This window comes from Mesobacillus maritimus, from assembly GCF_023715205.1.
GTDB classification, from domain to species: Bacteria; Bacillota; Bacilli; order Bacillales; family Cytobacillaceae; genus Mesobacillus_B; species Mesobacillus_B maritimus_C.
In genome coordinates, this window is record NZ_JAMBNR010000017.1 from 87,392 (window position 1) to 112,551 (window position 25,160).

General features: G+C 40.0%; 20 protein-coding genes. 14 read left to right on the forward strand and 6 right to left on the reverse strand.

Annotated elements, in window-relative coordinates; all coding sequences use genetic code 11:
* Positions 1 to 5 precede the first annotated feature (5 nt).
* The 4 genes from M3182_RS21075 to M3182_RS21090 all read left to right on the forward strand — a co-directional run bounded on the left by M3182_RS21075 (position 6) and on the right by M3182_RS21090 (position 2,936).
* Positions 6 to 1,229 carry an NAD(P)/FAD-dependent oxidoreductase gene (locus tag M3182_RS21075; protein WP_251559888.1) on the forward strand — a complete coding sequence of 408 codons (1,224 nt, stop codon included), beginning with the start codon at positions 6 to 8 and terminating at the stop codon, positions 1,227 to 1,229.
* Between the two features lie 23 nt (positions 1,230 to 1,252).
* Positions 1,253 to 1,417, forward strand: coding sequence for a rubredoxin (rd, locus tag M3182_RS21080; protein ID WP_251559890.1), 165 nt, complete (start codon positions 1,253 to 1,255; stop codon positions 1,415 to 1,417).
* 501 nt (positions 1,418 to 1,918) lie between these two features.
* Entirely contained in the window at positions 1,919 to 2,086 is a 168-nt protein-coding gene (locus M3182_RS21085) for a hypothetical protein (protein WP_251559891.1), read from the forward strand.
* Positions 2,087 to 2,216: 130 nt separating this feature from the next.
* On the forward strand, positions 2,217 to 2,936 hold the full coding sequence (locus M3182_RS21090; protein ID WP_251428163.1) for a Crp/Fnr family transcriptional regulator: 720 nt from the start codon (positions 2,217 to 2,219) through the stop codon (positions 2,934 to 2,936).
* A gap of 98 nt (positions 2,937 to 3,034) precedes the next feature.
* Here M3182_RS21090 and M3182_RS21095 read toward each other — a convergent pair whose 3' ends face one another.
* A complete protein-coding gene (locus M3182_RS21095) occupies positions 3,035 to 3,760 on the reverse strand; it encodes a DUF4230 domain-containing protein (RefSeq protein WP_251559893.1) in 726 nt (241 codons plus the stop codon).
* Between the two features lie 409 nt (positions 3,761 to 4,169).
* Here M3182_RS21095 and M3182_RS21100 point away from each other — a divergent pair, with 409 nt between their 5' ends.
* The 3 genes from M3182_RS21100 to M3182_RS21110 all read left to right on the forward strand — a co-directional run bounded on the left by M3182_RS21100 (position 4,170) and on the right by M3182_RS21110 (position 7,324).
* Positions 4,170 to 5,357 carry a ParM/StbA family protein gene (locus tag M3182_RS21100; RefSeq protein ID WP_251428157.1) on the forward strand — a complete coding sequence of 396 codons (1,188 nt, stop codon included), beginning with the start codon at positions 4,170 to 4,172 and terminating at the stop codon, positions 5,355 to 5,357.
* Positions 5,358 to 5,375: 18 nt separating this feature from the next.
* Positions 5,376 to 5,945, forward strand: coding sequence for a hypothetical protein (locus M3182_RS21105; RefSeq protein WP_251428153.1), 570 nt, complete (start codon positions 5,376 to 5,378; stop codon positions 5,943 to 5,945).
* Positions 5,946 to 6,133: 188 nt separating this feature from the next.
* A complete protein-coding gene (locus M3182_RS21110; protein WP_251559894.1) occupies positions 6,134 to 7,324 on the forward strand; it encodes a class I SAM-dependent rRNA methyltransferase in 1,191 nt (396 codons plus the stop codon).
* A 50-nt stretch (positions 7,325 to 7,374) separates the two neighbouring features.
* On the opposite strand, the gene gdhA is transcribed toward M3182_RS21110, so the two are convergent.
* A complete protein-coding gene (gene gdhA / locus M3182_RS21115) occupies positions 7,375 to 8,751 on the reverse strand; it encodes an NADP-specific glutamate dehydrogenase (protein WP_251428478.1) in 1,377 nt (458 codons plus the stop codon).
* 234 nt (positions 8,752 to 8,985) lie between these two features.
* Positions 8,986 to 9,993 carry a DUF1646 family protein gene (locus M3182_RS21120; protein WP_285869082.1) on the reverse strand — a complete coding sequence of 336 codons (1,008 nt, stop codon included), beginning with the start codon at positions 9,991 to 9,993 and terminating at the stop codon, positions 8,986 to 8,988.
* Positions 9,994 to 10,198: 205 nt separating this feature from the next.
* Between M3182_RS21120 and M3182_RS21125 the strand changes: the two genes are divergently transcribed.
* Genes M3182_RS21125 through M3182_RS21135 form a run of 3 tightly spaced genes read left to right on the forward strand, consistent with a single transcriptional unit; the run spans position 10,199 to position 13,962 of the window.
* Positions 10,199 to 10,891 (forward strand): response regulator transcription factor, encoded by a 693-nt coding sequence (locus M3182_RS21125; RefSeq protein ID WP_251428144.1) that lies wholly within the window; start codon positions 10,199 to 10,201, stop codon positions 10,889 to 10,891.
* Entirely contained in the window at positions 10,869 to 13,091 is a 2,223-nt protein-coding gene (locus M3182_RS21130; RefSeq protein WP_251428141.1) for a sensor histidine kinase, read from the forward strand. Before M3182_RS21125 ends, M3182_RS21130 begins: the two co-directional genes overlap by 23 nt.
* Positions 13,092 to 13,137: 46 nt before the next feature.
* Entirely contained in the window at positions 13,138 to 13,962 is an 825-nt protein-coding gene (locus tag M3182_RS21135) for an undecaprenyl-diphosphate phosphatase (RefSeq protein ID WP_349775472.1), read from the forward strand.
* 129 nt (positions 13,963 to 14,091) lie between these two features.
* On the opposite strand, the gene pepT is transcribed toward M3182_RS21135, so the two are convergent.
* Complete coding sequence (pepT, locus tag M3182_RS21140) at positions 14,092 to 15,324, reverse strand: peptidase T (protein ID WP_251559898.1); 1,233 nt, start codon at positions 15,322 to 15,324, stop codon at positions 14,092 to 14,094.
* A gap of 339 nt (positions 15,325 to 15,663) precedes the next feature.
* Here pepT and M3182_RS21145 point away from each other — a divergent pair, with 339 nt between their 5' ends.
* Entirely contained in the window at positions 15,664 to 17,787 is a 2,124-nt protein-coding gene (locus tag M3182_RS21145; protein ID WP_251559900.1) for a choice-of-anchor J domain-containing protein, read from the forward strand.
* A gap of 111 nt (positions 17,788 to 17,898) precedes the next feature.
* Positions 17,899 to 18,795: an NAD(P)/FAD-dependent oxidoreductase gene (locus M3182_RS21150; RefSeq protein ID WP_251428128.1), complete on the forward strand. Its 897-nt coding sequence runs from the start codon at positions 17,899 to 17,901 to the stop codon at positions 18,793 to 18,795.
* 1,125 nt (positions 18,796 to 19,920) lie between these two features.
* On the opposite strand, the gene M3182_RS21155 is transcribed toward M3182_RS21150, so the two are convergent.
* Entirely contained in the window at positions 19,921 to 21,459 is a 1,539-nt protein-coding gene (locus M3182_RS21155; RefSeq protein WP_251428125.1) for an FAD-dependent oxidoreductase, read from the reverse strand.
* Positions 21,460 to 21,588: 129 nt separating this feature from the next.
* On the opposite strand from M3182_RS21155, the gene ybaK reads away from it, so the two are divergent.
* Together ybaK and M3182_RS21165 are read left to right on the forward strand one after the other, a co-directional pair.
* The gene (gene ybaK / locus M3182_RS21160; protein ID WP_251559902.1) at positions 21,589 to 22,065 is read left to right on the forward strand and encodes a Cys-tRNA(Pro) deacylase; all 477 of its coding nucleotides are present in this window, start codon (positions 21,589 to 21,591) and stop codon (positions 22,063 to 22,065) included.
* A 108-nt stretch (positions 22,066 to 22,173) separates the two neighbouring features.
* Positions 22,174 to 23,265, forward strand: a complete 1,092-nt coding sequence (locus M3182_RS21165; RefSeq protein WP_251428118.1) for a PRK06851 family protein — start codon at positions 22,174 to 22,176, stop codon at positions 23,263 to 23,265.
* A 41-nt stretch (positions 23,266 to 23,306) separates the two neighbouring features.
* Here M3182_RS21165 and M3182_RS21170 read toward each other — a convergent pair whose 3' ends face one another.
* Positions 23,307 to 24,584: a YjiH family protein gene (locus M3182_RS21170; RefSeq protein ID WP_432806728.1), complete on the reverse strand. Its 1,278-nt coding sequence runs from the start codon at positions 24,582 to 24,584 to the stop codon at positions 23,307 to 23,309.
* Positions 24,585 to 25,160: the final 576 nt, after the last annotated feature.

The following is a 25,160-nucleotide window of genomic DNA, read 5'->3' on the forward strand; positions in this document are numbered from 1 at the left end:
AAACAATGCCACAAACTTATTGTGTGATTGGCTCTGGGGTAGCGGCTGTAAATGCTGCCAAGGCAATTCGTGATCAAGATCAAGATGGTAAAATCATTCTATTTGGTTCAGAACCGGCATTGCCTTATAACCGAATCAAGCTCTCAAAAGAGTTATTCTCAGATTTGACAAGTTCTAAGGTACTACTAAAGAAGGAAAAATGGTACGAAAAGAACTCTATTGAGATTGTAAATAAAAAGATTACTAGAATAGAACCCAATAGTTCAATGATTGTGACCGCCGATGGAGCAACCGTTGAATATGATAAGCTACTCATTTGCACAGGCGCGAAGAACCGGAAGCTGCCAATCGAGGGTGTGGACTTACCAGGAGTCTATACGATTAGAGAGAGGCAGGAAGCAGAAGATTTCAAGGCGTTTATTGTAAACAAAGAGAATGTTGTCAATGTTGGCGGTGGGATACAAGGTATAGAAACGGCATGGTCACTGCATAAAGCGGGCAAAAAGGTTTCGATTATTGAAGCTGCTCCGAGACTCATGGCGAGACAGCTGGATGAACGAACAAGCAAACTTCTCCAACAGAAGGTGGAAGCGGCAGGGGTTCGAGTTTATGTAAATACAGGGATAGAAAAGGTAGAAGGTGCCGATCAGGTTTCAGCTGTGATAGCTGGAGGAGAAAGTATTCCATGTGATAGTGTCATCTATTCCATTGGGGTGATTCCAGAATTAGAGCTTGTGAGTGGGTCTGACATTCAAACAAATCGAGGCATTATTGTCAATGAACGTATGGAAACTAGTGTTCAAGGAATCTATGCCGCAGGAGACGTGACGGAGTTAAATGGGGTGGTAGAAGGCTTGTGGGGAAGAGCAATGGACCAAGGGAAGGTTGCTGGACATAATATGGCATCACAGACTCCAGTAGACTACCAAAAAGCGACGCCAATTACCGTTTTAAATGCTTTTAACCTTGAGTTATTCTCGATTGGAATGGTAGATGAAAGTCAATGTGATGCAACGATTACGGAGGAGTCTGATGAACATCCGTATACAAGAGTATTTATCAAGGAGAATAAACTGGTTGGTGTAATCGCCCATGAAGGGGTAGCAGAATCCCTTCCTTACAAAAATGTCATTGAAAGCCAGGTTTCACTAATGGGAATCGACTTTAGCCAGATTTCAATCGCAGCATTGCTGACGGAAGTAACAGAGCGACTAACTGTTTCGCTCTAAATGGAAAATAGGAGGAAAATGACATGAAAAAATATATTTGTAAACCTTGTGGCTATATTTATGATCCAGCAATTGGGGACCCAGACGAAGACGTCGAACCAGGTACTGCATTTGAAGACCTACCAGAAGACTGGGTGTGCCCAATGTGCGGAGAAGATACCGACCATTTTGAAGAAATTAAAGAGTAATTAAATAGAGAGAGGCGGCTAGATTCCTATGGAGTCTAGTCGCTTTTTTGGTGGGGGGGGCATAGAAAAAGTAAATAGAAGTAGGGAGAAGGTAAATAAAAAGAGTAAAAGTGAAAATAGAGCGTTGTTTTATGAAAATAGAAATTAGAAATGAAAATAGAACAGGGAAAAAGGTAAATAGATGCAGGGAAAGTGAAAATAAAAGAGGAAAAGCTGAAAATAGAGTACCGTTTTATGAAAATAGAAATGAGAAATGAAAATAGAACAAGGAAAAAGATAAATAGATGTAGGGAAAGTGAAAATAAAGGAGGAAAAGCTGTAAATAGAGTACTGTTTTATGAAAATAGAAATGAGAAATGAAAATAGAACAAGGAAAAAGATAAATAGATGTAGGGAAAGTGAAAATAAAAGAGGAAAAGCTGAAAATAGAGTACTGTTTTATGAAAATAGAAATGAGAAATGAAAATAGAACAAGGAAAAAGATAAATAGATGCAGGGAAAGTGAAAATAAAAGAGGAAAAGCTGAAAATAGAGTACCGTTTTATGAAAATAGAAATTAGAAATGAAAATAGAACAAGGAAAAAGATAAATAGATGTAGGGAAAGTGAAAATAAAGGAGGAAAAGCTGTAAATAGAGTACTGTTTTATGAAAATAGAAAAGAAGAATAGAAGTTTTGCTATGAAGCGGAGAGTAGCCTGGTACAGGAGGGTGATTTAAGTCACACCATGGCTTCTATGTGGATGCTATAGTTTACTTATAAGTTTAGATAATAGACTGAAACGAATAAAGGTGATGAATATGATAGAGCACAGCTGTACTCGTTGCACTCATTATGACCATGGTCCATGTGCCAAAAAGGTACCGATTTTTGGCTCGTTATCAGATGGAGAGATTTTAAAAATCACCAAAATGATTACCCATAAAAACTATAAAAAAGGGGAAGCGCTGATTCATGAAGGGGAGAAATCAGATAAGTTATTTATCATCAATAAAGGTCAAGTAAAAAGGTCGAAATATACAGTAAATGGGAAAGAGCAAATCCTAGATATTATTTCATGTGGTGATTTTTTTGGCGAACTAAACCTATTTAATGCTGAGCAGCCGACAAATTTTACGGCCTATGCCATTGAAGAAACTGAAATCTGTCAAATAACGAAAAAAGATATTGATGCTGTCATGGCAGTGCATCCTGATATTGCAATCAAATTACTAAAAGAAGTGACTCTCCGATTGGCCCATGCGGAAAACTTAGCACAAAATTTAGCAACAAAAGATCCTGAGGTCCGAATTGCGCAGATGATTATTGAGTTTTGTCAAAAATTTGGGACCAAAAAGGGTGAGGGGATTCTCATTCATCTGCCTATTACTAGGGAGGAAATTGCTAGTTATGTTGGGGTAACGAGGGAAACCATTAGCAGAAAGCTAAGCAAGTTTGAGGATTTGGGGCTTATCTCATTAGTCGGCAATAAACAATTGTTAGTAATAGATGAATCAGCTTTATTGGATTATACAAGATAGAAAAAGACGAGTCACTCCGCTGTGAAGAGGGGAGGGGGGCTCGTCTTTTTCTTTGTAGAAATGTTTTTAGGGAGTTTGATTGAACAGCCCTTACCTTATTATTCAAAAGTAATTGTAGAGCTGTAGCCTAATTGGTGGAAGAAGGATTGAAGAATTTGCTCAGCACTTTCTTCTGCCTTTATGAGTAACCCTAGCTCGATGGCTTCCTGTTCTATTTGGCTTTTGGCTTTTGCCGCTAAGTCAAAGCCTTCGCTCCAATCGACTTCTTGTCGAAATAAACCTTCTTCAGAGTAGGTTTGAACTTTATCCATGTGAATGGATGGTTCTTGCAATAACTGTGCATGGGGAAGAACGATGGATATTTCTTTTTTATCTTCATTGGTTTTAATATCTTTTGAAGTAATCTCTTTTAGATCGACTCCAGCTAGAACTTTGGCAGGAACAATAAGCAGAAGTGTTCGTCTTGTTCCTGGGAAATTCACGTTAAGATCTTGATTAAAGAGTTTATTATCCTCTTCTTTTAAGACTGTGGTGACATAGGCTTCCGCACTGGTTAAAGTAGCTAAGTTTTGAATGCTTTCAACCATGCTGAATGACTCTGATTGAAAAGTACTACCAACAAAGATTTTGGAATAAGAAAAAATGCCGATAGAGCTTAAGCCCAAAAGAAGAAGTATAGCTAGAGTTAAACGAATACTCCATTTATCTGTAAATAGTACAAACCCACGTGGCTGCTGTGTTATAGTAGCAGCTGTTTCCTGGGCTGCACCATGTACCTCACTTTCCGCTTGTTGAAGTTTCCCTAATGGTTGCTGATCGTTCATGAAATACTCCTTTTTAAAATTCGACTAATATTGACATCATACCAAAGACTTGAAAAAGATGGGAGCCTTTGTGAGAGTTATAGGGTTTTGAATTTTTTTGAATTAGGTGAATATATGGAGAGGAATGCAAAAAACCCGCCCGCTACGAGATGTATACAATAATGTTTACGTGTTTACGATAGTGTTTACATGTATACAAAAAGTAAACAAAATGTATACAACCTAGTGTACAAGTAAACAAACTTGTATACATGTTGATTTATAGGCATGTGTACACAATTGTAAACATGTATACGTAAATGTATCTATTGTATACAAAATTGAATACATCAAAAGTAGGATTGACCATTTGTTGGTCATGCTATAATCTGTAAATAATAGAAAGATATTTTTTGAGAGGATGGATGTTATGAGTAATAGTAGAGTTTGTGCAGTAGACGTAGGAAATGATTCCGTAAAAGCCTTGTTTGGAAAAATGGATTATGAGCTTTACATACCGAATGTGATTGCTAGAGATACTGAAGATCGTCCTGTTATTGGGATTGAAGACTTAAATGAAAAAAATCCGATTGATGGAATTCATATTCGTGTTCACTCCCCTGCCCTGCAAGAGAATAATGCGATTTATCGTGTTGGGGATTTAGCAACTAAGAGTGCTAATGCTAGCGAGTTAGATCCAGGAAGCAGTAAATCTGAAGAAGATCAAACGCTAGTTATGCTTTTTGCTACCCTTGCATTAGATGCAGTTCGTGAAGAAAACTCTTCTATTTTTAAAAGAAATAATAATGTCATTGATGCGAACTACACACTAGGAACAGGACTTCCTTTACGTGAAGTGAAAGAAGGGAAAGATGTAGGGTACCGTTCACAGTTACTAGGTTCTGTACACCAAGTGGAGTTCCTAGTCACTCCTAAGTATCAGGGTTTAAAAGTAAATATTCGCTTTGACCAAGTGAAAGTTTACCCAGAAGGCTTTGCTGCCTATATTAATCTTGTAATGGACAATAATTTAAACATTATTAACCGTGACTTAATTGATAAAAATATCTTGATTCAGGATATCGGTGGACTATCAACAGATATTGCTGTAATCAAAAGTCGCAGTGTAGATGATGATAAAGCACAGGGATTTAATCTTGGTGTATCAGAAGCGTTAGAATCAATTAGAGAAGAAATCCGTTCTAAGCATGGAGTTGAACTAGATAGCCGTCGTGATGTAGTTGAAATCATTACTCGTAAGAATAATCGTAACCACATCATGGTAAGAGGTAGTCGCACAAGTGTTCATGACATTACGGACCGCATCTTAGTTGATTTAGCGAAGAAACAATATCGTCATTTACGCAACGTTTGGCAGAAAAACTCACAAACTGAGATTTGCTATTTTGTTGGTGGAGGTTCAATGGTCTTAAAAGAATATCTCAAGACATTGAACAATAATTTGGATGGCTATAATATTGAGTTTTTTGAGGATGAAAAAGAAAGCATCTGGATGATGGCGAATGCTTATTACAAGCTAATCTCTGATTTTGTTCGTAAAACAGAGAAAACACAGAAAGCACCTAAAGAGCCTGTAAAGCAAAATGCAAACAAGTAAGTAAAATAAGGTGATTTCATGGATAAAAAGGGAACGTCTCGCATCCAGAGGGGGCAGGCAATTACATTTCGCCTTCCTTCTGACACCCCTGATCATATCTTAAGGCAATTTCAAAAGCTAAAAGAGACAGAGAAACGCAATTTTTCTAGTAAAATAGCTGAATTTGCCATTGAAGGGGTCAGCAATACGCTTGCAAAAGAGAAAGAAACAATCACCATTCCGCTTCCAAAACAGTTGAGCAAAGAACAACGTAATTGGCTTAAGCATTCGCATTCCGAAGCAATGCTCGGGACCATTGTTTATCATTTGCTTACCGATCCGGTGCGCGCGTCTGCCATTTTAGCGACATTAAACAGTAATTCGTTAGATATTGATGAAGCCTTATATCTTCAAGAAGAGCCAACGATTGACTCCTCCCCTATCCAAGAGGAAACTGAAAGTACAGTGGACACATTTGAAGATGATTTAATGGATTTTGACTGGGAACAGGCGAGTCAAGAAGGAGCGGCAGCAAAAGAAGAACCTGAACCTGAAGAAGAGAGTTTTGATGATCTAATCGGAGGGTTCTTAGCGAAAATGAATCAATAATATCTTGAAGGCCACCTGTTTGAGGTGGTCTTTTCGACTTGGAATAAGCGGAAGTAGGAAGGTTTTACCTCAGCGATTTCTCTAACTCTAAGTATTGAGCGAGTCGGCTTGTTTGAGCTAAATGGAAATTACTGTTTCAGAACGTTATAATGAGGCATACAAGATTTTAAACAGATTGGACGAATTTGATGGGAAAGAACTTAATCGTAAAACAAAAGTATGCAAATAAGTTTAACAGTGGTTATCCACTTATCTTTAAGGATGCCATTTTGAATTTAAATGAGGTTAGTGAGGAAGGTACGATTGTACGACTGGTAAATGAGAAGAAACAATTTCTCGCTAAAGGGTATTACGGAAAGCAAAATAAGGGCTTTGGTTGGGTCTTAACGAGAGACGAACAGGAGCAGTTTGACCGCAATTTTTTTATAAAGAAATTGAGCAAAGCGATTCAACGAAGGAAGGCTTTGTTTGATGCCCCTGACACGACTGCTTTTCGTGTTTTTAACGGTGAAGGAGATGGTGTAGGTGGGGTTACCATTGAATACTTTGATGGCTATTATTTAATTCATTGGTACAGTCAGGGCATTTATACATTTAAAGAAGTGATCATCGATTCTTTAAAAGAGATCGTTGAGTTTAAAGGGATTTATCAGAAAAAACGGTTTGATACGAAAGGCCAATATATTGAAGATGATGATTTTGTTACTGGTGAACGTGCATCATCTCCGCTAATTGTAAAGGAAAATGGGATGAATTTTGCGGTTTACTTAAATGAAAGTGCCATGGTAGGGGTTTTTCTTGATCAAAGAGACGTGAGGAAAACGATTCGAGAGCGCTATGCTCAAGGGAAGACGGTGCTTAATACATTTTCCTATACTGGTGCCTTTTCGGTCGCTGCAGCGCTTGGAGGAGCGTCTAAAACAACGAGTGTAGATTTAGCGAACCGGAGCCTCCCGAAAACACAAGAGCAGTTCGAGATCAATGGGATTGATGTTGAAAAGCAGGATATTCTTGTTATGGATGTGTTCAAGTATTTTAAATATGCGGTGAAGAAAGAAATCAAGTTTGATTTGGTTATTCTTGATCCCCCGAGCTTTGCGAGGTCCAAAAAATTTGTATTCAGTGCTGAAAAAGATTATAAAAACCTTTTAAAAGAAGCTATTGCCATCACCGAGGATAATGGGGTCATCGTTGCCTCTACAAATGCAAGTAATTTTGATATGAACAAGTTCAAAGGTTTTGTAAAAACATCCTTTAAAGAGAGTGGAATCGATTATCAAATTTTAGAGGAGTTTTCTTTGCCAGAGGATTTTAATACGACGAATAAGTTTCCAGAGGGAGACTATTTAAAGGTGTTATTTTTGAAAAAACGATCATAGATTTTAACATGAAGAAAGGTGGATTCGTAGTGAATCCACCTTTTAACTATTTAAATCACGCCTTGAGCGATCATTGCATCGGCAACTTTTGTAAATCCAGCAATATTGGCACCAATGACTAGATTGTCAGGGTGACCAAACTCTTCAGCTGCTTTTATGCTGTTGCGATAAATGTTCTTCATAATGTCTTGTAGCTTGGCATCTACTTCATCAAATGTCCAGGACATTCTCATGCTGTTCTGGCTCATTTCAAGAGCAGATACGGCTACACCACCGGCATTAGCTGCCTTTGCAGGCCCAAATAGAACTCGGTTTTCTAGGAAGAGATCAATCGCTTCTAGTGTTGATGGCATATTTGCACCTTCACCAATCGCTTTTACTCCATTTTCAATTAGAGTTTGGGCGGAAGCTTCGTCAATTTCATTTTGTGTTGCACAAGGTAAAGCAATATCACAAGGAATCTTCCAAATGCCTGTGCAACCTTCGTAATATTCAGCTTCAGGATGTTCAAGAACATAATCGCTAATACGTTTTCTTTCTACTTCTTTTAAACGTTTTACTGTATCAAGGTTGATGCCATTGCGATCATATACATATCCGTTTGAATCGCTACATGCGACTACTTTAGCTCCAAGTTGGTACGCCTTTTCGATTGCATAGATGGATACATTTCCAGATCCAGAAACGACCACTGTGCTGTCTTTAAAGCTTAATCCTTTATCTGCAAGCATTTCTTCAACAAAGTAAACCGTACCGTATCCAGTAGCTTCAGGACGTGTTGGGCTGCCACCGTAGATAGGAGCTTTACCAGTAAGAACGCCGGCTTCGTAAGCCCCACGGATTTTCTTGTATTGACCAAATAAATAGCCAATCTCTCTAGCACCTACACCGATATCGCCTGCTGGAACATCGACATCTGGTCCAATATGGCGATACAACTCTGTCATAAAGCTTTGAGTGAATCGCATGACTTCACCATCTGATTTTCCTTTCGGATCGAAGTCAGAACCACCTTTTCCGCCGCCAATTGGTAGACCGGTTAAGGAGTTTTTGAAGATTTGTTCAAAGCCAAGGAATTTGATGATGCTTGTATTGACAGACGGATGGAAACGTAATCCACCTTTATATGGACCAATTGCGCTATTGAATTGAACGCGGAAGCCACGGTTTACTTGGACCTTACCGTTATCATCGACCCAAGGAACACGGAAAGTAATCATTCTTTCTGGTTCGGCAATGCGCTCTAAAATATTGTGTTCAATATATTTAGGATATTTCGCAAAGATCGGAACAAGAGAGTCGAAAATTTCCTTGGCAGCTTGGTGGAATTCAGCTTCGTTTGGATTTCGTTTCACGACAGCCTCATATACTTTGTTTACGTATTCTTGAGCTGCTTGTCGTTCAAGCGTAGAGGCTTGGTTTGTCATTATTGCCATGTGGGTTCCTCCCTTGTAAGAATAAATTATATTTAAAGGTTTGTTAGAAATACTGTTTTCAATATGCTAAATTTTAAAATTATTTTTAATCTAAATCAATCTAAGATTCAGATGAGAGTGATAACAATTTTAGATGAATGCGTTAACATCAAGGGTCCACGCACCCATTTGAAGCAAAAAAAGGCCCTAAAAAGGACCTTTTTCATGATGGATCAGGACGGAATCCTAGAATACAAACAGCCAAAGGAAATATAAAGCCATCGTGTTTAAACCAACAGGTAAGGCAAACTGTGCCCATTCTTTACTGGTAATGTCTAATTTTCCTGCGGCAATAATATTGGGGATGTTTCCAGGGACAAGCATTCCCCCACTTATTAACAATCCTAAAAGAATCGCTTGAATGGTTTCTGTGTTCATCGCAGGACTAATTTCTGCGGCAGCCAGTGTAGCGTTATCCAAAACTGCTGAAAGCATATTGATCCAATATAAAAGTGCTGGATGCAAATCTAGAATATAGCGGGTGATAAAAGGTTCAAACCCACTGCCAAGGAAAGTGAGCCCCATGACAAACAAATAAATTTTAAAACCACGAATGAAGATGTGTGGATAGGTTTCCGGCTTTTGATCGGTATCCTGTCCTTTTAAATTTTTCCGCGGATTGACAAACAGCATGGTTAAAAAACCAAACATCAAAATGGCAAATATCACTTCAGGTCCAATTAAATTTAGCAAGTAAAAGAAATTTTCATCTAACTTACTGACCGTAATCGTTGATAATGGCTCGCCAATTGGAGTAAGAGCTGCTCCAAGTCCAATAGAAAAACAAGCTAAAATGGTAAAACGAACGCGAGATTCACGATTAAGTGGCAACACATTGCTGATGATGACGAGGATAATGGCTGCAATAATGGCTGTGATAAAGCTGGAGACCAACCCTAAAAAAATCACGGTTAACCCAGCAAATAGCCGAGGAGATAAAGCCCGGCTTAATGCTAAAATTGACCTCTCCAATTGGGAATGCAACCATTTTGTCAGCAAACCAGCGATGATAACAGCAATCGTAATTTTAATGGGATCGATCAGTGCTTTATACATCAAACTAGCATCGAGAATGCCACTAATGAAGGCAGCTGCAAGTCCCATGACAAACAGAAAAACCTCCAAGTTCTGCTCAACCTTTGACACGGTAAAGGGCAAAAATAACACCAAAATTAAAATAATCAATAACCCCATATGCACCCAATTCCTTTACTTTATAATGTATAACCTATTGTATTAAGACTTTGGACAAAGTATCACTCCTTTGTCCAAAGTTTCCATGAAGCCTCAGAATAGAGAGGATGGTAATCTTAAGAAAGTCTTAAGAAAAAGGAACAGCTTTCGTTAAGAAATCCTGTTTATACTAAGGACATGCAAAGAGACGGCGGGGGAATGAAAATTGGAAAAGTATAAAGTGCTTGTAGTGGATGATGATAAGGAAATTCGCGATGCAATCGAGATCTATTTAAAAAATGAAGGGATTACCGTCCTGAAAGCAAAAGACGGAATTGAAGCGCTTGAGATTTTAAATGAACAAACCATTCACTTGATGGTTCTCGATATTATGATGCCAAGGATGGATGGCATTTCAACAGCATTTAAAATAAGAGAAGACAAAAATATCCCAATCATTATGCTGAGTGCTAAAAGTGAGGATACCGATAAAATCCTTGGGCTTCAGGTTGGTGCCGATGATTACGTAACCAAGCCTTTCAATCCCCTTGAATTGATTGCTCGGGTGAAGTCACAGCTACGAAGATACGTGACGCTAGGGACATTTGAAGGAAGCGGAAAGGTCATTAACCTGAATGGGTTAACAATCGACCCAGATGCAAAGGTTGTGACGGTTAATGGGGAAGCAATTAAATTAACACCAATTGAGTATCGAATTGTTGAGCTGTTAATGAAGAATGCCGGCCGAGTATTTTCGATTCATGAAATTTATGAAAGGGTTTGGAAAGAACCAGGTTTCAACGCTGAAAATACGGTAGCCGTTCATATCCGTAAAATCCGTGAAAAAATTGAAATTGATCCAAAAAATCCAAGGTATTTGAAAGTGGTGTGGGGAATTGGCTATAAAATCGAAAAGTAGTTTTGTTAAACTGGCGATTGTGTTTATTTTACTTACGTATGGGCTATGTGGGGTTTTTACCGTTTTGACAACAGGTGGAGAATATTTCAAGTCCTTTTATAAAACGGAAGAATTTCGCGGAGAGTATGATTATTTTCTTGATACTCTAACGTTATTTGAATTGAATGATCGAACAAAGGCAGACGCAAAAAAGGCCATTACTGTCACAAAGGAAGAGATTGAAGAACATCGTACACGGTACGGAGACTTGGCAAGCCAGATTGCGAGTATTGAGAACCAATATAAGTATCAGATTGAAGAGGCGATTGCAGCTGATAATGAAAAGGCAGTCGAGGTTTACAAAGCTGAACGGGATGCGAAGATTGCCGATATTACCGAGAATTTTAAAAATGATGACCATGTTCGAGAGAAAATTGTCAAAGAGAAAGAAGAACAAGTTGATGCTTATTTTGAGAACAGAGAACAATATCGATCTAGTTTTCTTCAATATCAGGAATCATTTATTTATTATTTGAAAGATACCCAGAGTGGCAAGGTTTTTACCAATTTAGAAGTTGATAAACAGCAACCCATTGAAGAGATGGTAAGTGAAAAGGAAATGGCCTTCGTTCAATATTATCCGAGCAGAGAGACTGGCTATTTTACTGGTCAATACATGAATGTGGAATACAATGAAATCATGTCTGAATTGACAAAAGAAAGAATGTTGGAGGGTGTGATCGCTGTTCCTAAAGCACAACCTGCTAGCAGTCCGATTAAGAGATGGGCTGAAGAATTTCAAGAACGGCAACTAAGATTTAATCTTTTTGCTGGGAGCAGTGTGCTTGCCATTATCCTAGGTTGGTTCTTGAGAAAATGGGCAAGGTTCTCAGAAGATTGGGATGCGAAGTGGGAAAGGTTTTACCGTTATATTCCAATCGATGTAAAAGTTGTATTATTAGGTGGCACAGGAATAATTACGATTCTTTGTTTCTTTCTACTCAATGACTCATTATTATACTTTGGTTTTCATGATATGGTTGATTCGATTGTAGCTTTATTGATGGCAAGCTTCTTCATGCTAGCCTTGTTTCTACAAGGGAGAAGTATATGGAAACTGCTCCCGGTTTCTCTTCAGGATACGCAACAAATGGAGAATTTTAAACAAGAATGGAAACGAAGCTGGCTTTATCGAATCTATCGAATGTTAAAGGATGCTTTTTTAAACCGAAGCATCGGAACGCAAATGATCTTATTATTGATGGTGGTCTTTTTCTTAGGAGCCTTTACTGTACTAGTGGTGGTTGAACCAATCTTTTTGCTAGTCTATGGATTCCTATTTATTGCAGGTGTATTCGCGCTTATCATTTTGCTCAGGTATACAGGTTATTTTAATAAAATTGTTCAAAACACTGATGAATTGGCAGCAGGAAGGATGGGACCGGATCTACCTGTTAAAGGGAAATCGGTACTAGCGAAGCTTGCAGGAAACATTAATATTTTAAAGCACGGTGTCAAACAATCAAAGAATGAACAAGCAAAAAGTGAGCGGCTCAAAACAGAATTGATTACAAATGTCAGCCACGACCTCAGGACTCCGCTGACGTCGATTATTACTTATAGTGAACTTCTAAAGACACCAGATTTGGGCGAGGCCGATCGTAAGGCGTATATTGAAATCATTGACCGTAAATCAAAGCGATTAAAAGTGTTGATTGATGACTTGTTTGAGGCTTCAAAAATGGCGAGCGGAAATGTTGAACTTGTAAAAGAAAGAATTGATCTTGTCCAATTATTACAGCAGGCGTTAGCTGAGCATAATGAAGCAATTGAAGAGGCTGGATTGCAATTACGTATTGCCACACCGGAAAAAGCAGTCTATGCTTTGGTAGATGGGCAAAAGCTATGGAGAGTATTTGATAATCTGATTGGCAATATCCTAAAATATTCTTTAGAACATACAAGAGTTTATATCACCTTAAAGTTGGTAGAAAACCAAGCTGTTCTTACCTTTAAAAACGTGACAAAATATGAACTAAATGAGAATATTGATGAGTTGTACGAGCGATTCAAGCGAGGCGATGAGTCGCGGAATACAGAGGGTTCTGGTCTTGGACTAGCCATTGCCAAATCGATTATTGACCTTCACCAAGGGCAGATGGACATTTCTGTTGATGGGGATTTATTTAAAGTGACCATCGCTTTGGAGAATGTTCAGTAGAGTTTGTCCTATTAAAACTAGCATAATGAGGTAGGTACGTTTCATGATTGAGTTTTTGGATATTTTAAAAGCCATCATTCTTGGGATGGTTGAGGGGCTGACCGAATTCGCTCCTGTATCTTCAACAGGTCATATGATCATTGTGGATGATATGTGGCTGCAGTCGAATGAATTTCTTGGGAAATATGCAGCCAATACCTTTAAGGTTGTGATCCAATTAGGATCAATTTTGGCAGTAGTGATTATTTTTAGAAAGCGTTTTGTAGAAATGTTAGGGCTAGATGGAAAGAAAACAGAGAGAACTGAGGGGCGCTTAAAGTTAACGACTGTGATCGTCGGACTTATCCCTGCTGGTGTTTTAGGTGTTCTTTTTGAAGATTTTATTGATGAGCATTTATTCTCCTTGTCAACCGTGTTAATTGGTTTGGTAGTTGGAGCCATTTTCATGATTATTGCCGATGTCTTTCGCAAGAAGACTCCATCTGTGGAAAGTGTCGACCAAATTAGTTATAAGCAGGCATTTACGGTTGGACTTATTCAATGCTTTTCACTCTGGCCAGGGTTTTCACGCTCCGGGGCAACGATTTCCGGCGGTGTGTTGCTGGGCATGAGTCACCGAGCTGCTTCTGATTTTACGTTTATTATGGCCGTTCCGATCATGGCGGGGGCAAGTCTTTTGTCGCTTGTGAAAAACTGGCAGTACTTTTCGGTTGAGGCCTTGCCGTTCTTTATCGCTGGCTTTATTACAGCATTTGTGTTTGCGATTGTTTCGATTCGCTTCTTCTTAAAGTTAATTAATAAAATTAAGTTGATCCCTTTTGCCATCTACCGAATTGTCATTGCGGCTTTAATTTTCTTCATATATTTCTAAGAAAAGCGTAAGGCGCCCTGCTCAGCGGCGTATGACTGGGAGCTGGGAAACACCCTAAGTGTAAAAATTTTATAATTTTTTCAAAATAGAGCTGACTCTTAAACATTAAGAGTCAGCTTATTTTATTATTTATGCTTTTTCTTCATATAGCTTTGCAATCTCAAGAATGACGTTCACCGCTTTTTCCATATTATCAACGGAAATATATTCGTAGCGGCCATGATAGTTTTCGCCACCGGTAAAGACATTCGGGGTTGGCAGTCCCATATAGCTAAGTTGGGAACCATCTGTACCACCACGAATCGGTTTAACAATCGGCTTGATGCCTAGGTTTTCCATCGCTTGGTAAGCAAGATCGACAATGTGTTTCACTGGTTCGATTTTATCTCTCATGTTGTAATACTGGTCGTTCATTTCAAGGGTAATCTTGTCTTGTCCGTACTTCTTCTGAAGGTCGTCAACAATGGAAGCCATCGTTGCTTTGCGGTCCTCAAATTTCTCACGGTCATGGTCACGGATAATATACGCTAATTTTGTTTCCTCAACGTCTCCACTAATCGAAATGAGATGATAGAAGCCTTCGTAACCTTCTGTATGCTCAGGTGCATCCTTAGCAGGGAGCTGTTCGTTTAATTCCATAGCAATTTTAGCTGAGTTGACCATTTTCCCTTTTGCGGTTCCAGGGTGGACATTCTTCCCTTTAATGGTGATTTTCGCTGCAGCTGCGTTAAAGCTTTCATATTCGAGCTCACCAAGTGGTCCACCATCCATTGTATAAGCATATGTAGCATCAAAGGCTTTGACATCAAAACGGTGTGGACCGCGACCGATTTCTTCATCAGGAGTAAAAGCTACGCGAATCTTTCCATGTTTGATTTCAGGGTGCTGAATCAGATAGTTCATTGCCGTCATAATTTCAGCAACTCCCGCCTTATTATCCGCACCAAGGAGGGTTGTTCCATCCGTTGTGATCAAGGTATGGCCTTTGTATTGCGGTAATTCAGGAAATTCCTTCGTTGATAGGATGATTTGTTGGTCTTCGTTTAAAACGATATCGTTGCCATCGTAGTTTTCAACAATTTGTGGATTGACGTTTTTACCTGTAAAGTCAGTCGCCGTATCCACGTGGGCTAAAAAGCCAATTGTTGGTACATCTTTGGTTGTGTTTACTGGCAATGTCGCCATTACATAACCATTTTCGTCAATGGTCACATCTTCCATGCCAATGGATTTCAATTCTTCAACTAATTGGTTTGCTAAAACCAACTGCCCAGGTGTCGATGGACAGGTTTCACTGGTCTCATCGGATTGAGTGTCTACTTTTACATAGGAAATAAATCTTTCCACCATTTCTTCTCTCATGCTTTTTCCAACTCCTATGATTTGATAAAAATAGTTTACCACAACTAGGGAATATGTATCAGTTTGTAAAAATGGAGATGAATTTTGTCGAGTATTTTTTTTCAAAAAATAAATTTGTTGATTTTTGGGTACATACGACTAGAAAAACAAGGAATTTTTTGAAAGTTATTGCAATAATAGCTGTAACACATGACTTTCAGCTTAGTTTTATATGGAAAATCTCTAGATATTTTGTAGAAAGACGCCAGGGAAATATAGTCATAACGTCCCTGTTTTCTGAATATTTTATATGTTACGATTTATCCACTAAATATTTCGAGGTTCGAAAGGAGAACACCAATGAAGAAGAAGTTATTTTCTGTGCTGACTACTGGAGCACTCGCTCTATCTTTATTAGCTCCTGCTGTTGTTCCAGGGAACACAGCTGAGGCAGCAACAACACCAAAATGGGATGTTGAGCGTTACGGCGATCGCATTGACGTCGATGGTCAATTAAACACTTTAGCGAATGATGAGGAGTTCTTGAAAAAAGCGGAAGCGAAGATTAAGGAGCAGGCTGGGGAGATACAGTTTGATGAGGCTGAAGAAAATAGCTCTAGTACATCTGGCGCAAGCATTACAAATGTCGGTGAAACTAAACTTTTCTTAGACCGCAATCTAGCCTTTAAAAGGTTTACTTTACGTAGTGTTGGTGAGAACGTTGAAATTTGGGTTGCAAATGATCTTTCATTTCCTGAAGGAGACCCAAGACCAGCTCATGTTGTAACTCAAGAACAAGTGGACAAGCTTCGTGATGAATTTGATAGCAATATCTATCCCAAAGCGACTGAGTTCTTTGGTACACCTGACCAACTTGATGGATCTCATTCCCCACTTCCAGGGATGGTAGGATTACCAGAAGGTTACTATGAAGGTAGTGACAAAGTTATTATGCTCGTAGATAATATACAGGATGACAATTACAATGATCCAAACTATCCTTTTTTTGTTGCGGGATTTTTCTGGCAAACACTAGAAAACTATATGGACCGTAATATCATTACAATTGATACAAATAGTTGGGAAACTCGTCTTGAAAGCACTTTCTTCGGGACAACGATTCATGAGCTTCAGCATTTGATCCATGCGGATAATGATGGCGATGAAGAGACTTGGATTAATGAAGGGATGTCGACGTTTTCTGAGTATCTAGGTGGATACGGCCTTGATTCTAGTTCAATTAATTTTTATTTAGACCATCCAGAAAACTCTCTAACTCTATGGGATGACCACGTTGGCGCAGAAACTGGACCAGAAACGATTGCTGATTATGGACAGGTTCAACTTTTTACAACTTACCTAAATGATAAGTATGGACAAGAATTTATACGTGATCTTGCTTTAAATAAAGCGAATAGCATTGAAAGTATTGAACAAACATTTGAACAGCATAATATTGATATGACTTTTACTGAAGTCTATCAAAACTTTATTACAGCACTTGCAATCGATAGTAATCGTGTAGGTGGCGGAGTTTATAATATTGATAGTGTTGATTTACGTTCACTACCTGTTGATGCTGAAGGAACAAAGCGCGGCAAAACCGTCGATTATGAAAAGGCAGTGACTTTTGAAAAAGAAGGCGTTCCAGCATGGGGCGGTGACTTTAAGGAATTAGACTTTAAAGAAAAGATTCGCGGTATTAACTTTGACGGCGTGGATTTCTTAGGAACGCAGTGGAAAACTGTTGCAGACCCAGAAAATGAGGAAAACCAAGTACTTTGGGGTAATGAAGGCGATGAAGCGGACAATCATTTAATTTTTGAAGCGGATTTAAGTAGTGTTGATACAGCTACTCTTAATTTTGATCATTATCTTGATATTGAAGAGCAGTGGGACTTCGGTGTCGTACAAGTTTCAACAGATAATGGCCAAACCTGGACAAGCTTGGAAAATGAAAATACTCGCTCCGATGTAGTGGATGAAGGCTATCCGAAGATTAAAGAAAATGTACCAGGATTCACTGGGAATGTGAAGGAATGGCAGAATGAAACATTCGATTTGAGCCAGTATGCTGGTCAAAAAGTGCTTATTTCTTTCCGATACTTAACAGACTGGGGTTACAATGACACTGGTTGGTTCATCGATAACATTGAAATTCCTGAGATAGGATTCAGTAATGATGGAAGTTCTATTGAGGCATTTTCCTCATTAAATGAAGTTCTTGGTGAGTATGTTGAATACACAGTAACGTTCATCAATGAAAAAGAAGTTGGCAATAAAAAAGGTGCAAAAACAAATTACAAAGTGATTCATGTTGATCCTTTCAATGTAACAGAAGAGGATGCGTTGCAATTGCGTCAGTTGTTTAAAGATGGAAACAACTATATGATCACTTCTTACGCTGCACCTGCAGATCAAAGGAATTCAGTTGACTTCGAATATGAAGTAGAATTGAAAACAAATAACGGCAAAAAGAAATAAGCGATGCTGCGCTCCAATTATGGGGCGCAGTTTTTTTATTAAATAAACTTGGAGGCAAAAGCAAATCCTAAAGGAACACTAAAATGAGTTTGACTAGGAGGTTGAGCGTTTTTGCTGTATGACTGCATCATTATTGGTGGAGGAATTGCTGGTTTACAGGGGGCGATTCAGCTAGGGCGGTATCAACATAAAGTTCTTGTGATTGATGCAAATGAAGGACGGTCTACCATTTGTCAAAGCTATCATAATATCTTGGGATATCCTGATGGAGTAAGTGGTCCAGAGTTACGTCGTATTGGACGCGAGCATGCAACTCGCCTCGGGGTAGTCTTTGCGGCCGACCGCGCGATTAAAGTGGACAAAGGCGAAGCAGGCTTTACGATTGAAACGGATAATGGTAAAAGTTATCAAACGAAGCGATTGTTGCTCTCGACAGGCATTGTTGATCGAATTCCTCCTTTTGCGGAGTTACAGCCATGCTTAGGACTTAGTGTTTATGTATGTCCTGACTGTGATGGATATGAAGTAGCAAACAGAAAAACGATTGTCATGGGGGCGGGTAACCCTGGGGCGAATATGGCATTGACGCTTTACTATTGGACAAAAGACATTGTTTTTATTAATCATGAACAAGCTACAGTTGACGAAAAACTGTTAGCGGAGATGGCTGAAAAAAACATTCAGTACATAAAGAAACCAATTTCAAAAGTCCTTGCGAAAGAGGCTGATTTTCATGGAGTTGTGCTCGAGGACGGTAAACAGATAACTGCTGAACGGGGGTTTGTGGCGTTTGGAGGCAATGAAGTGAAATCGCAACTTGCTCAGCAACTAGGGGTCGAGCTTCATAATAATAAACATATTCTTGTGGATCCGCGAACAAAGCGAACGAACGTCGAGCATGTTTGGGCAGCAGGGGATGTAGTCGCCCATTCGGAACAAGTTACGATTGCCATGGGCGATGGCTCGCAGGCGGCAATTTGGATTCATAAGTCGTTATTAGGGGAATAAATAGGAGGGGCTCGTTGTCATTAGACAGCGAGCTTTTTCAATGCGGAAGGTTGGAAGAGGTGGAGGATGGGCTAAGTGCCTGAACAGGTTAAGAAAAGCATCAAACGGTAATTGAGAGGTGGCCTCGGTGCCCAAACAGTCCAAGAAAAGCATCCAACGGTAATCGAGAGACGGTCTCGATGCCCGAACAGTCCAAGGAAAGCATCAAACGGTAATTGAGAGGTGGCCTCGGTGCCCAAACAGGCTAAGAAAAGCAGCAAACGGTAATCGAGAGACGGTCTCGATGCCCGAACAGTCCAAGAAAAGCAGCAAACGGTAATCGAGAGACGGTCTCGATACCCGAACAGGTTAAGGAAAGCAGCAAACGGTAATCGAGAGACGGTCTCGATACCCGAACAGTCCAAGGAAAGCAGCAAACGGTAACTGAGAGACGGTTTCGATGCCCAAACAGGTTAAGGAAAGCATCCAACGGTAATCGAGAGACGCCTCGATGCCCGAACAGGTTAAGAAAAGCAGCAAACGGTAACCGAGAGACGGTTTCGATGCCCAAACAGGCTAAGAAAAGCAGCAAACGGTAATCGAGAGACGGTCTCGATACCCGAACAGTCCAAGGAAAGCAGCAAACGGTAATCGAGAGACGGTCTCGATACCCGAACAGTCCAAGGAAAGCAGCAAACGGTAACTGAGAGACGGTTTCGATGCCCGAACAGGTTAAGGAAAGCAGCAAACGGTAATCGAGAGGCGGCCTCGATGCCTGAGCAGGCTAAGAAAAGCAGCAAACGGTAATCGAGAGACGGTCTCGATGCCCGAACAGTCCAAGGGAAGCAGCAAACGGTAACCGAGAGACGGTTTCGATGCCCAAACAGGTTAAGGAAAGCATCCAATGGTAATCGAGAGGTGGCCTCGATGCCCGAGCAGGCTAAGAAAAGCAGCAAACGGTAATTGAGAGACGGCCTCGGTGCCCGAACAGGCTAAGGAAAGTAGGAAACGGTAACCGAGAGAACCTCTCTCCAAGCCACAACCGCGTCCAGAACAAGCAAAAACAATAAAAAAGCCCTATGCGGCCAACCGCACTACCCCTGTATCGGATAGCGATATGGGCAACATAGAGCTTTTTACTAGTTTTTACGCTTCCTCAGATAACCGCTTCAGTGGAATCTCGGCAGGTCCATCTAACACTTCACCTTTATAAGAGAAGCGAGAGCCATGGCATGGGCAATCCCAGGATCTTTCGCCGTTATTCCATTTAAGTTCACAACCCATATGTGTGCAGGTCGTATCGACAATATGAAGTTGTCCATTTTCATCGCGATAAGCCCCTGCGCGCTGACCGTTTAACATAATTGGGGCGCCTTCGTTCTTTTTAAGGGTTTCAGGCTGAGTGGACGGTTGCTCCAGTTTTCCTTTGATCAGTTCTTTTGCAACGGATGCATTGATGGATAGGAATTTTTTTACATCAGGGTCTGCGTTGAACCGGTTTGGATCGAATACACCCTCATATGGATTCTCTCTCCCGATAATCAAATCGGTCATTAATCGTGCAGCATTGGTGCTGTTGGTCATCCCCCATTTTCTGTAACCCGTTGCCACAAAGATGTTGCTGATGGTTGGGGAGTACCGACCGACAAATGGGATTTTGTCCAAAGTTGTAGGATCTTGAGCTGACCAACGGTACGGTATTTCTTTAATGCCAAATGTTTCGTTAGCAAATGCTTCAAGGGCTTCATAATATTCAAAAGTGTTATCATTTACATTTTTCCCTGTCTGGTGTTCGTGTCCGCCAAAGATAACAATTTTTTCACCATTCCAGTCTGTATAACGTAAGGAGCGTGAAGGGGTCTCCGCGTTGATGTACATTCCACCAGGAAACTCCTTTTCTGTTTTAACCGCTAACGCATAAGACCGTGAAATCGTCATTCTTGAAAAATAAAAACCTTTCACATCATAGAAAGGATAATGTGTACTCACAATCATATGTTGACAGCCCACTTTATGACCACTCCTAGTGGTAATACGTGGTTCGTCACCTTCCTCAATATCAACGGCAGTTGTATTTTCGTAGATTTGCCCGCCCATCTTCGTGAATTCCTCGACAAGGTGTTTTAAGTATTTGAGTGGATGAAATTGGGCTTGGTTACGCATGACGATTGCTGCTTTATGTTCAACTGGAATCTCAATTGACTTCAGGTATCCAATGTCCTTAATCCCAAGCTTTTCATATGCATCGTATTCACTGATAAGCTTCTGCATTTCTTGATCCGAATTGGTATAAATATAAGCATCTTGTTCGGAAAAATCACAATCAATTTGTTGTTCTTTTACTAGATTTTTAATAAATTGTAAGGCCTCATTATTTGCCTGATAGTAGGCTTGGGTTTTCTCTTTTCCAAAGTGGCTGATGAGTTCGTCATAAATGATACCGTGCTGTGCGGTCACCTTTGCTGTTGTATGTCCAGTGGTTCCAGTTAAAACACGCCCAGCCTCAATAAGGGCCACTTTCTTTCCTTCTTTTGCGAGTAGATAAGCCGACGTAATTCCGGTCATGCCACCACCAATAACGGCTACTTCTACATCTAAGTCACCTTCTAGCTTCGGAAAGGTGGGGAGATCGACGCTTTGTAGCCAATAAGGTTCTGGAAATTGGGGCATTGCATTGCTTGTCATGTGCAAATCCTCCTAATACTGTCTTTAATAGGCGTATTTTTCCCGAAATGGGAAAAATCATGCCTTTGTTGCTCGAGAGCTTCTTTTACCGATAAAATAAAACCAAGAATAAATAGTGGAGGAAAAAATATGAGCGGTAGTAAAACAAATGCCATGCGCATCTTAGATCAGCACAAAGTCGAATATGGTGTTCATTCCTACGACAATAAGGACGGAAACATTGATGGAGTGTCTGTTGCAGCGAAAATCAAGAAACAACCTGAACAGGTTTATAAAACTCTGGTTGCGCAAGGAACGTCGAAGGATGTATATGTGTACATCATTGAAGTCGAAGCAGAACTTGATTTAAAGAAGGCAGCAAAGGCAGCAGGCGAGAAAAAAGTGGAGATGCTTCCTGTAAAGGATATTCAAAAGTATACAGGTTACATCAGAGGTGGCTGTTCCCCTGTTGGAATGAAAAAGTTGTATCCGACGTTCATTGATCAAAGAGCAGAAGGCTTAGAAACAATGGTGGTGAGCGCGGGCAAAATTGGTTTGCAAATCGAGTTAAGCCCAGCTGATTTGCAGAAGGTTGTTCATGCGCATTTTGCGGACCTTTTAAAATAAAAGGTCGCAATATAAGTGTAGGCATTCACCCAATCGGATTTTCCTGCATAAGATAGCAGGGAAGAAGAACTCATTGCAGCTAGCAACGAATCCGAAAGGAGCGGTCCAATGGGAAAGGTACTAAATTACTACGCAGGTGGGAATACAGCCCGCGGTTTTTATAGTTTATATGATTCCAATTTAGCTGGGCTTTCACGTTTGTTTATTTTAAAAGGAGGACCTGGAACAGGGAAGTCCTTTTTAATGAAAAAGCTGGGGAAAGAATGGCAGGAAAAAGGATATGATCTTGAATATTTGCATTGCTCTTCTGATAACGACTCCATTGATGGCATTATCATTCGTTCACTTGGTGTCGGAATTGTCGATGGTACGGCTCCACATGTCATTGAGCCAAAGCTACCTGGGGCTGTCGAGGAATATGTCAATTTAGGTGTAGCCTGGGATTCTGCGAGATTACAAGAAAAGAAAGCGGAAATTGCCTATCTTGCTGAGAATAAAACGGCGGCGTTTAATCAAGCTTATGATACGTTTGCGGAAGCACTTCGCGTACATGATGAATGGGAAAAAATCTATATTGAAAACATGGACTTTGACAAAGCGAACAATTTGACAGAGGAAATCATTGAAAAACTGTTTAAAGATCATCATGTAGATAAGCAGGCAGACGTCAGACATCGTTACTTAGGAGCGGCGACCCCAAAAGGAGCAGTTGATTTTGTGCCAAATTTAACAGAAGGACTGGAAAAGCGGTACTTAATTAAAGGTCGCCCTGGTTCAGGAAAATCAACCATGCTGAAAAAGATTGCCGCGGAAGCAGAGAGTCGCGGCTTTGATACCGAGATTTATCATTGTGGCTTTGATCCACATAGCTTGGATATGATTGTTGTTCGAGAACTAGGGTTTGCCATTTTTGATAGCACAGCACCTCATGAATATTTCCCAGAGCGTGAGAGTGATGAAATTATTGATATGTATGGCACCATTATCGCACCAGGCACAGATGAAAAATATGCAGCAGAAATTAAAGATGTTTCGAAACGCTACCGAGAAAATATGAACAAAGCGATTGCCTCACTAGCGAAGGCAAAAAGCTTGCATGGTGAGTTAGAGGAAATTTATAAAGAAGCGATGGATTACCGCGTGATTGATGAAATCACAGCTGCCATTAATGGCGAGATTCAAAGACTTGCTGATCAGTAAGAAAAGAGAGAGCACTCGTATATCGAGTGCTCTCCCTTTGTTTAAAAGATCAAATGTGCTGCCAATACGACGATTGGAAGAGTGATCAATGTGCGTTGGATGAAGATAATAAACAATTCGCCAAAGGAAACCGGTATTTTGGATCCTAATAACAGTCCACCAACTTCAGACATATATATCAACTGAGTGACCGAAACGGATGCAACGATAAAGCGAGTCATTTCACTTTCAATCCCTGCTCCAATGACAGATGGAAGGAACATATCTGCAAAGCCGACAACCAGCGTTTCAGATGCAGCCTTTGCTTCAGGGACTTGCATCCATTCTAGTAGTGGAATAAACGGCATTCCGAGCCATTGGAAGAATGGAGTATATTCGGCAACGATTAAGGCTAATGTTCCTAGCGCCATAACGATTGGTGCAACTCCCATCCACATATCGAGGATGTTTTTAACCCCGGATGTGAAAAAGTCCTTAACACTGCGACTTTTACTAGCCCTTTCAAGGGCCTGAGTCAGTCCCCACGAAAAGGAATTATGTCCCGCAGGAATTTTGTCTTCCGAATATGCCTCTGCCTGCTCTTTATAGTAAGAGTCTTCTTTGCGCGATAACGGCGGAATTCTTGGCGCAATGACGGCTGCGACCAAACCTGCAACGGTAACGGTTAGGTAGAATGGGACAAACATATGTCCTAAGCCAACTTGTGATATGACAACCAAGCTAAAGGTAATCGACACAACCGAGAAGGAAGTCCCAATCACGGCAGCTTCACGTTTTGTATAAAAACCTTCCTCGTACTGCTTACTTGTTAGGAGAACACCGATTGTTCCATCGCCAAGCCATGATGCCATACAGTCAACTGAAGAACGACCAGGCAGTTTAAAAATTGGGCGCATTACTTTTGTTAGCAAGGTTCCAAAAAGTTCAAGCAATCCAAAATTCAATAATAATGGCAAAAACAAACCTGCAAATAAAAACACAGCGAACAAAACAGGTAGAAGGTCATTTAACAGCATACCTCCTGTGTTTTCTGACCAAACTGCTTCTGGGCCCCATTGAAAGAGAGCCATTACCGCAAATATGGCTCCTAAAATTCGTGCAATCAGCCAAACGATAGGAACATCGAATAGTGTCAGTAAAAACGAATTCCGATCGATGCTTTTAGGTTTAACTAGTTTTACAAAAATCGTTCCAACCAATGTTAAAACGATAATGGCCGTCATAATTTGCGGCAGAAAATCAGCAAGGAGGTCTTGTACAAATCCGGAAAGAATTGCAATCGGAATTGTAATTTCTCCTTTATATGAAATCGGAATCATGAACAAAAAGATTCCAAGCAATGATGGCAAGGCAAAAACGAAAAGATTCTTTCTATTGCGTTTAACTTGTTGCAATACTTGTTCCAAAATAACTCATCCTCAATTACATATTTATAAAACCCTGTTTATTTTAATGCACAAATTTCATTTTGCCAACTCATTTTCCCAATCTGATTATTCCGTTTATTATGCCCGGCGTTTTCAAGTCATACACGTTCAGGTTCAGGTACCTATAGGGTGTTTTATTCCCTGTTGGGAAAATAAAAGAACATTTAGGGATGGTTGGTTGGAAAAATAAAATGGCGTTTAGTTGCTTGAACCACGATGAACAATCTTATTTTTCCAATAGTTGGTGCTTTTTTTAGAAAGCTCTTTTCTCAACTTTGTTGCTTTTGACCAAAAAATACGACTGAATAAGCTAGGTTATTCGAAAAATAGCTATATTATATGAGAAAACAATCATGATCTCTCGCTCTCACCCCAGGAATGAAAATAAGTTTCCTTCCCCATAATGTAGAGACTACAAACAGTGAGTATATTACGTGGCTCTTAATGGTGGGTTAGACCCTGTTGAGA

Coding starts and splice junctions, on each gene's coding strand:
- M3182_RS21095 (WP_251559893.1), bottom strand. CDS start 3,760: ATGAACGATCAGCAACCATTAGGGAAACTTCAACAAGCGGAAAGTGAG.
- M3182_RS21090 (WP_251428163.1), top strand. CDS start 2,217: ATGATAGAGCACAGCTGTACTCGTTGCACTCATTATGACCATGGTCCA.
- M3182_RS21120 (WP_285869082.1), bottom strand. CDS start 9,993: ATGGGGTTATTGATTATTTTAATTTTGGTGTTATTTTTGCCCTTTACC.
- M3182_RS21110 (WP_251559894.1), top strand. CDS start 6,134: ATGGGAAAGAACTTAATCGTAAAACAAAAGTATGCAAATAAGTTTAAC.
- ybaK (WP_251559902.1), top strand. CDS start 21,589: ATGAGCGGTAGTAAAACAAATGCCATGCGCATCTTAGATCAGCACAAA.
- M3182_RS21075 (WP_251559888.1), top strand. CDS start 6: ATGCCACAAACTTATTGTGTGATTGGCTCTGGGGTAGCGGCTGTAAAT.
- M3182_RS21145 (WP_251559900.1), top strand. CDS start 15,664: ATGAAGAAGAAGTTATTTTCTGTGCTGACTACTGGAGCACTCGCTCTA.
- M3182_RS21165 (WP_251428118.1), top strand. CDS start 22,174: ATGGGAAAGGTACTAAATTACTACGCAGGTGGGAATACAGCCCGCGGT.
- gdhA (WP_251428478.1), bottom strand. CDS start 8,751: ATGACAAACCAAGCCTCTACGCTTGAACGACAAGCAGCTCAAGAATAC.
- M3182_RS21170 (WP_432806728.1), bottom strand. CDS start 24,584: ATGATTCCGATTTCATATAAAGGAGAAATTACAATTCCGATTGCAATT.
- M3182_RS21105 (WP_251428153.1), top strand. CDS start 5,376: ATGGATAAAAAGGGAACGTCTCGCATCCAGAGGGGGCAGGCAATTACA.
- rd (WP_251559890.1), top strand. CDS start 1,253: ATGAAAAAATATATTTGTAAACCTTGTGGCTATATTTATGATCCAGCA.
- M3182_RS21100 (WP_251428157.1), top strand. CDS start 4,170: ATGAGTAATAGTAGAGTTTGTGCAGTAGACGTAGGAAATGATTCCGTA.
- pepT (WP_251559898.1), bottom strand. CDS start 15,324: ATGAGAGAAGAAATGGTGGAAAGATTTATTTCCTATGTAAAAGTAGAC.
- M3182_RS21155 (WP_251428125.1), bottom strand. CDS start 21,459: ATGACAAGCAATGCAATGCCCCAATTTCCAGAACCTTATTGGCTACAA.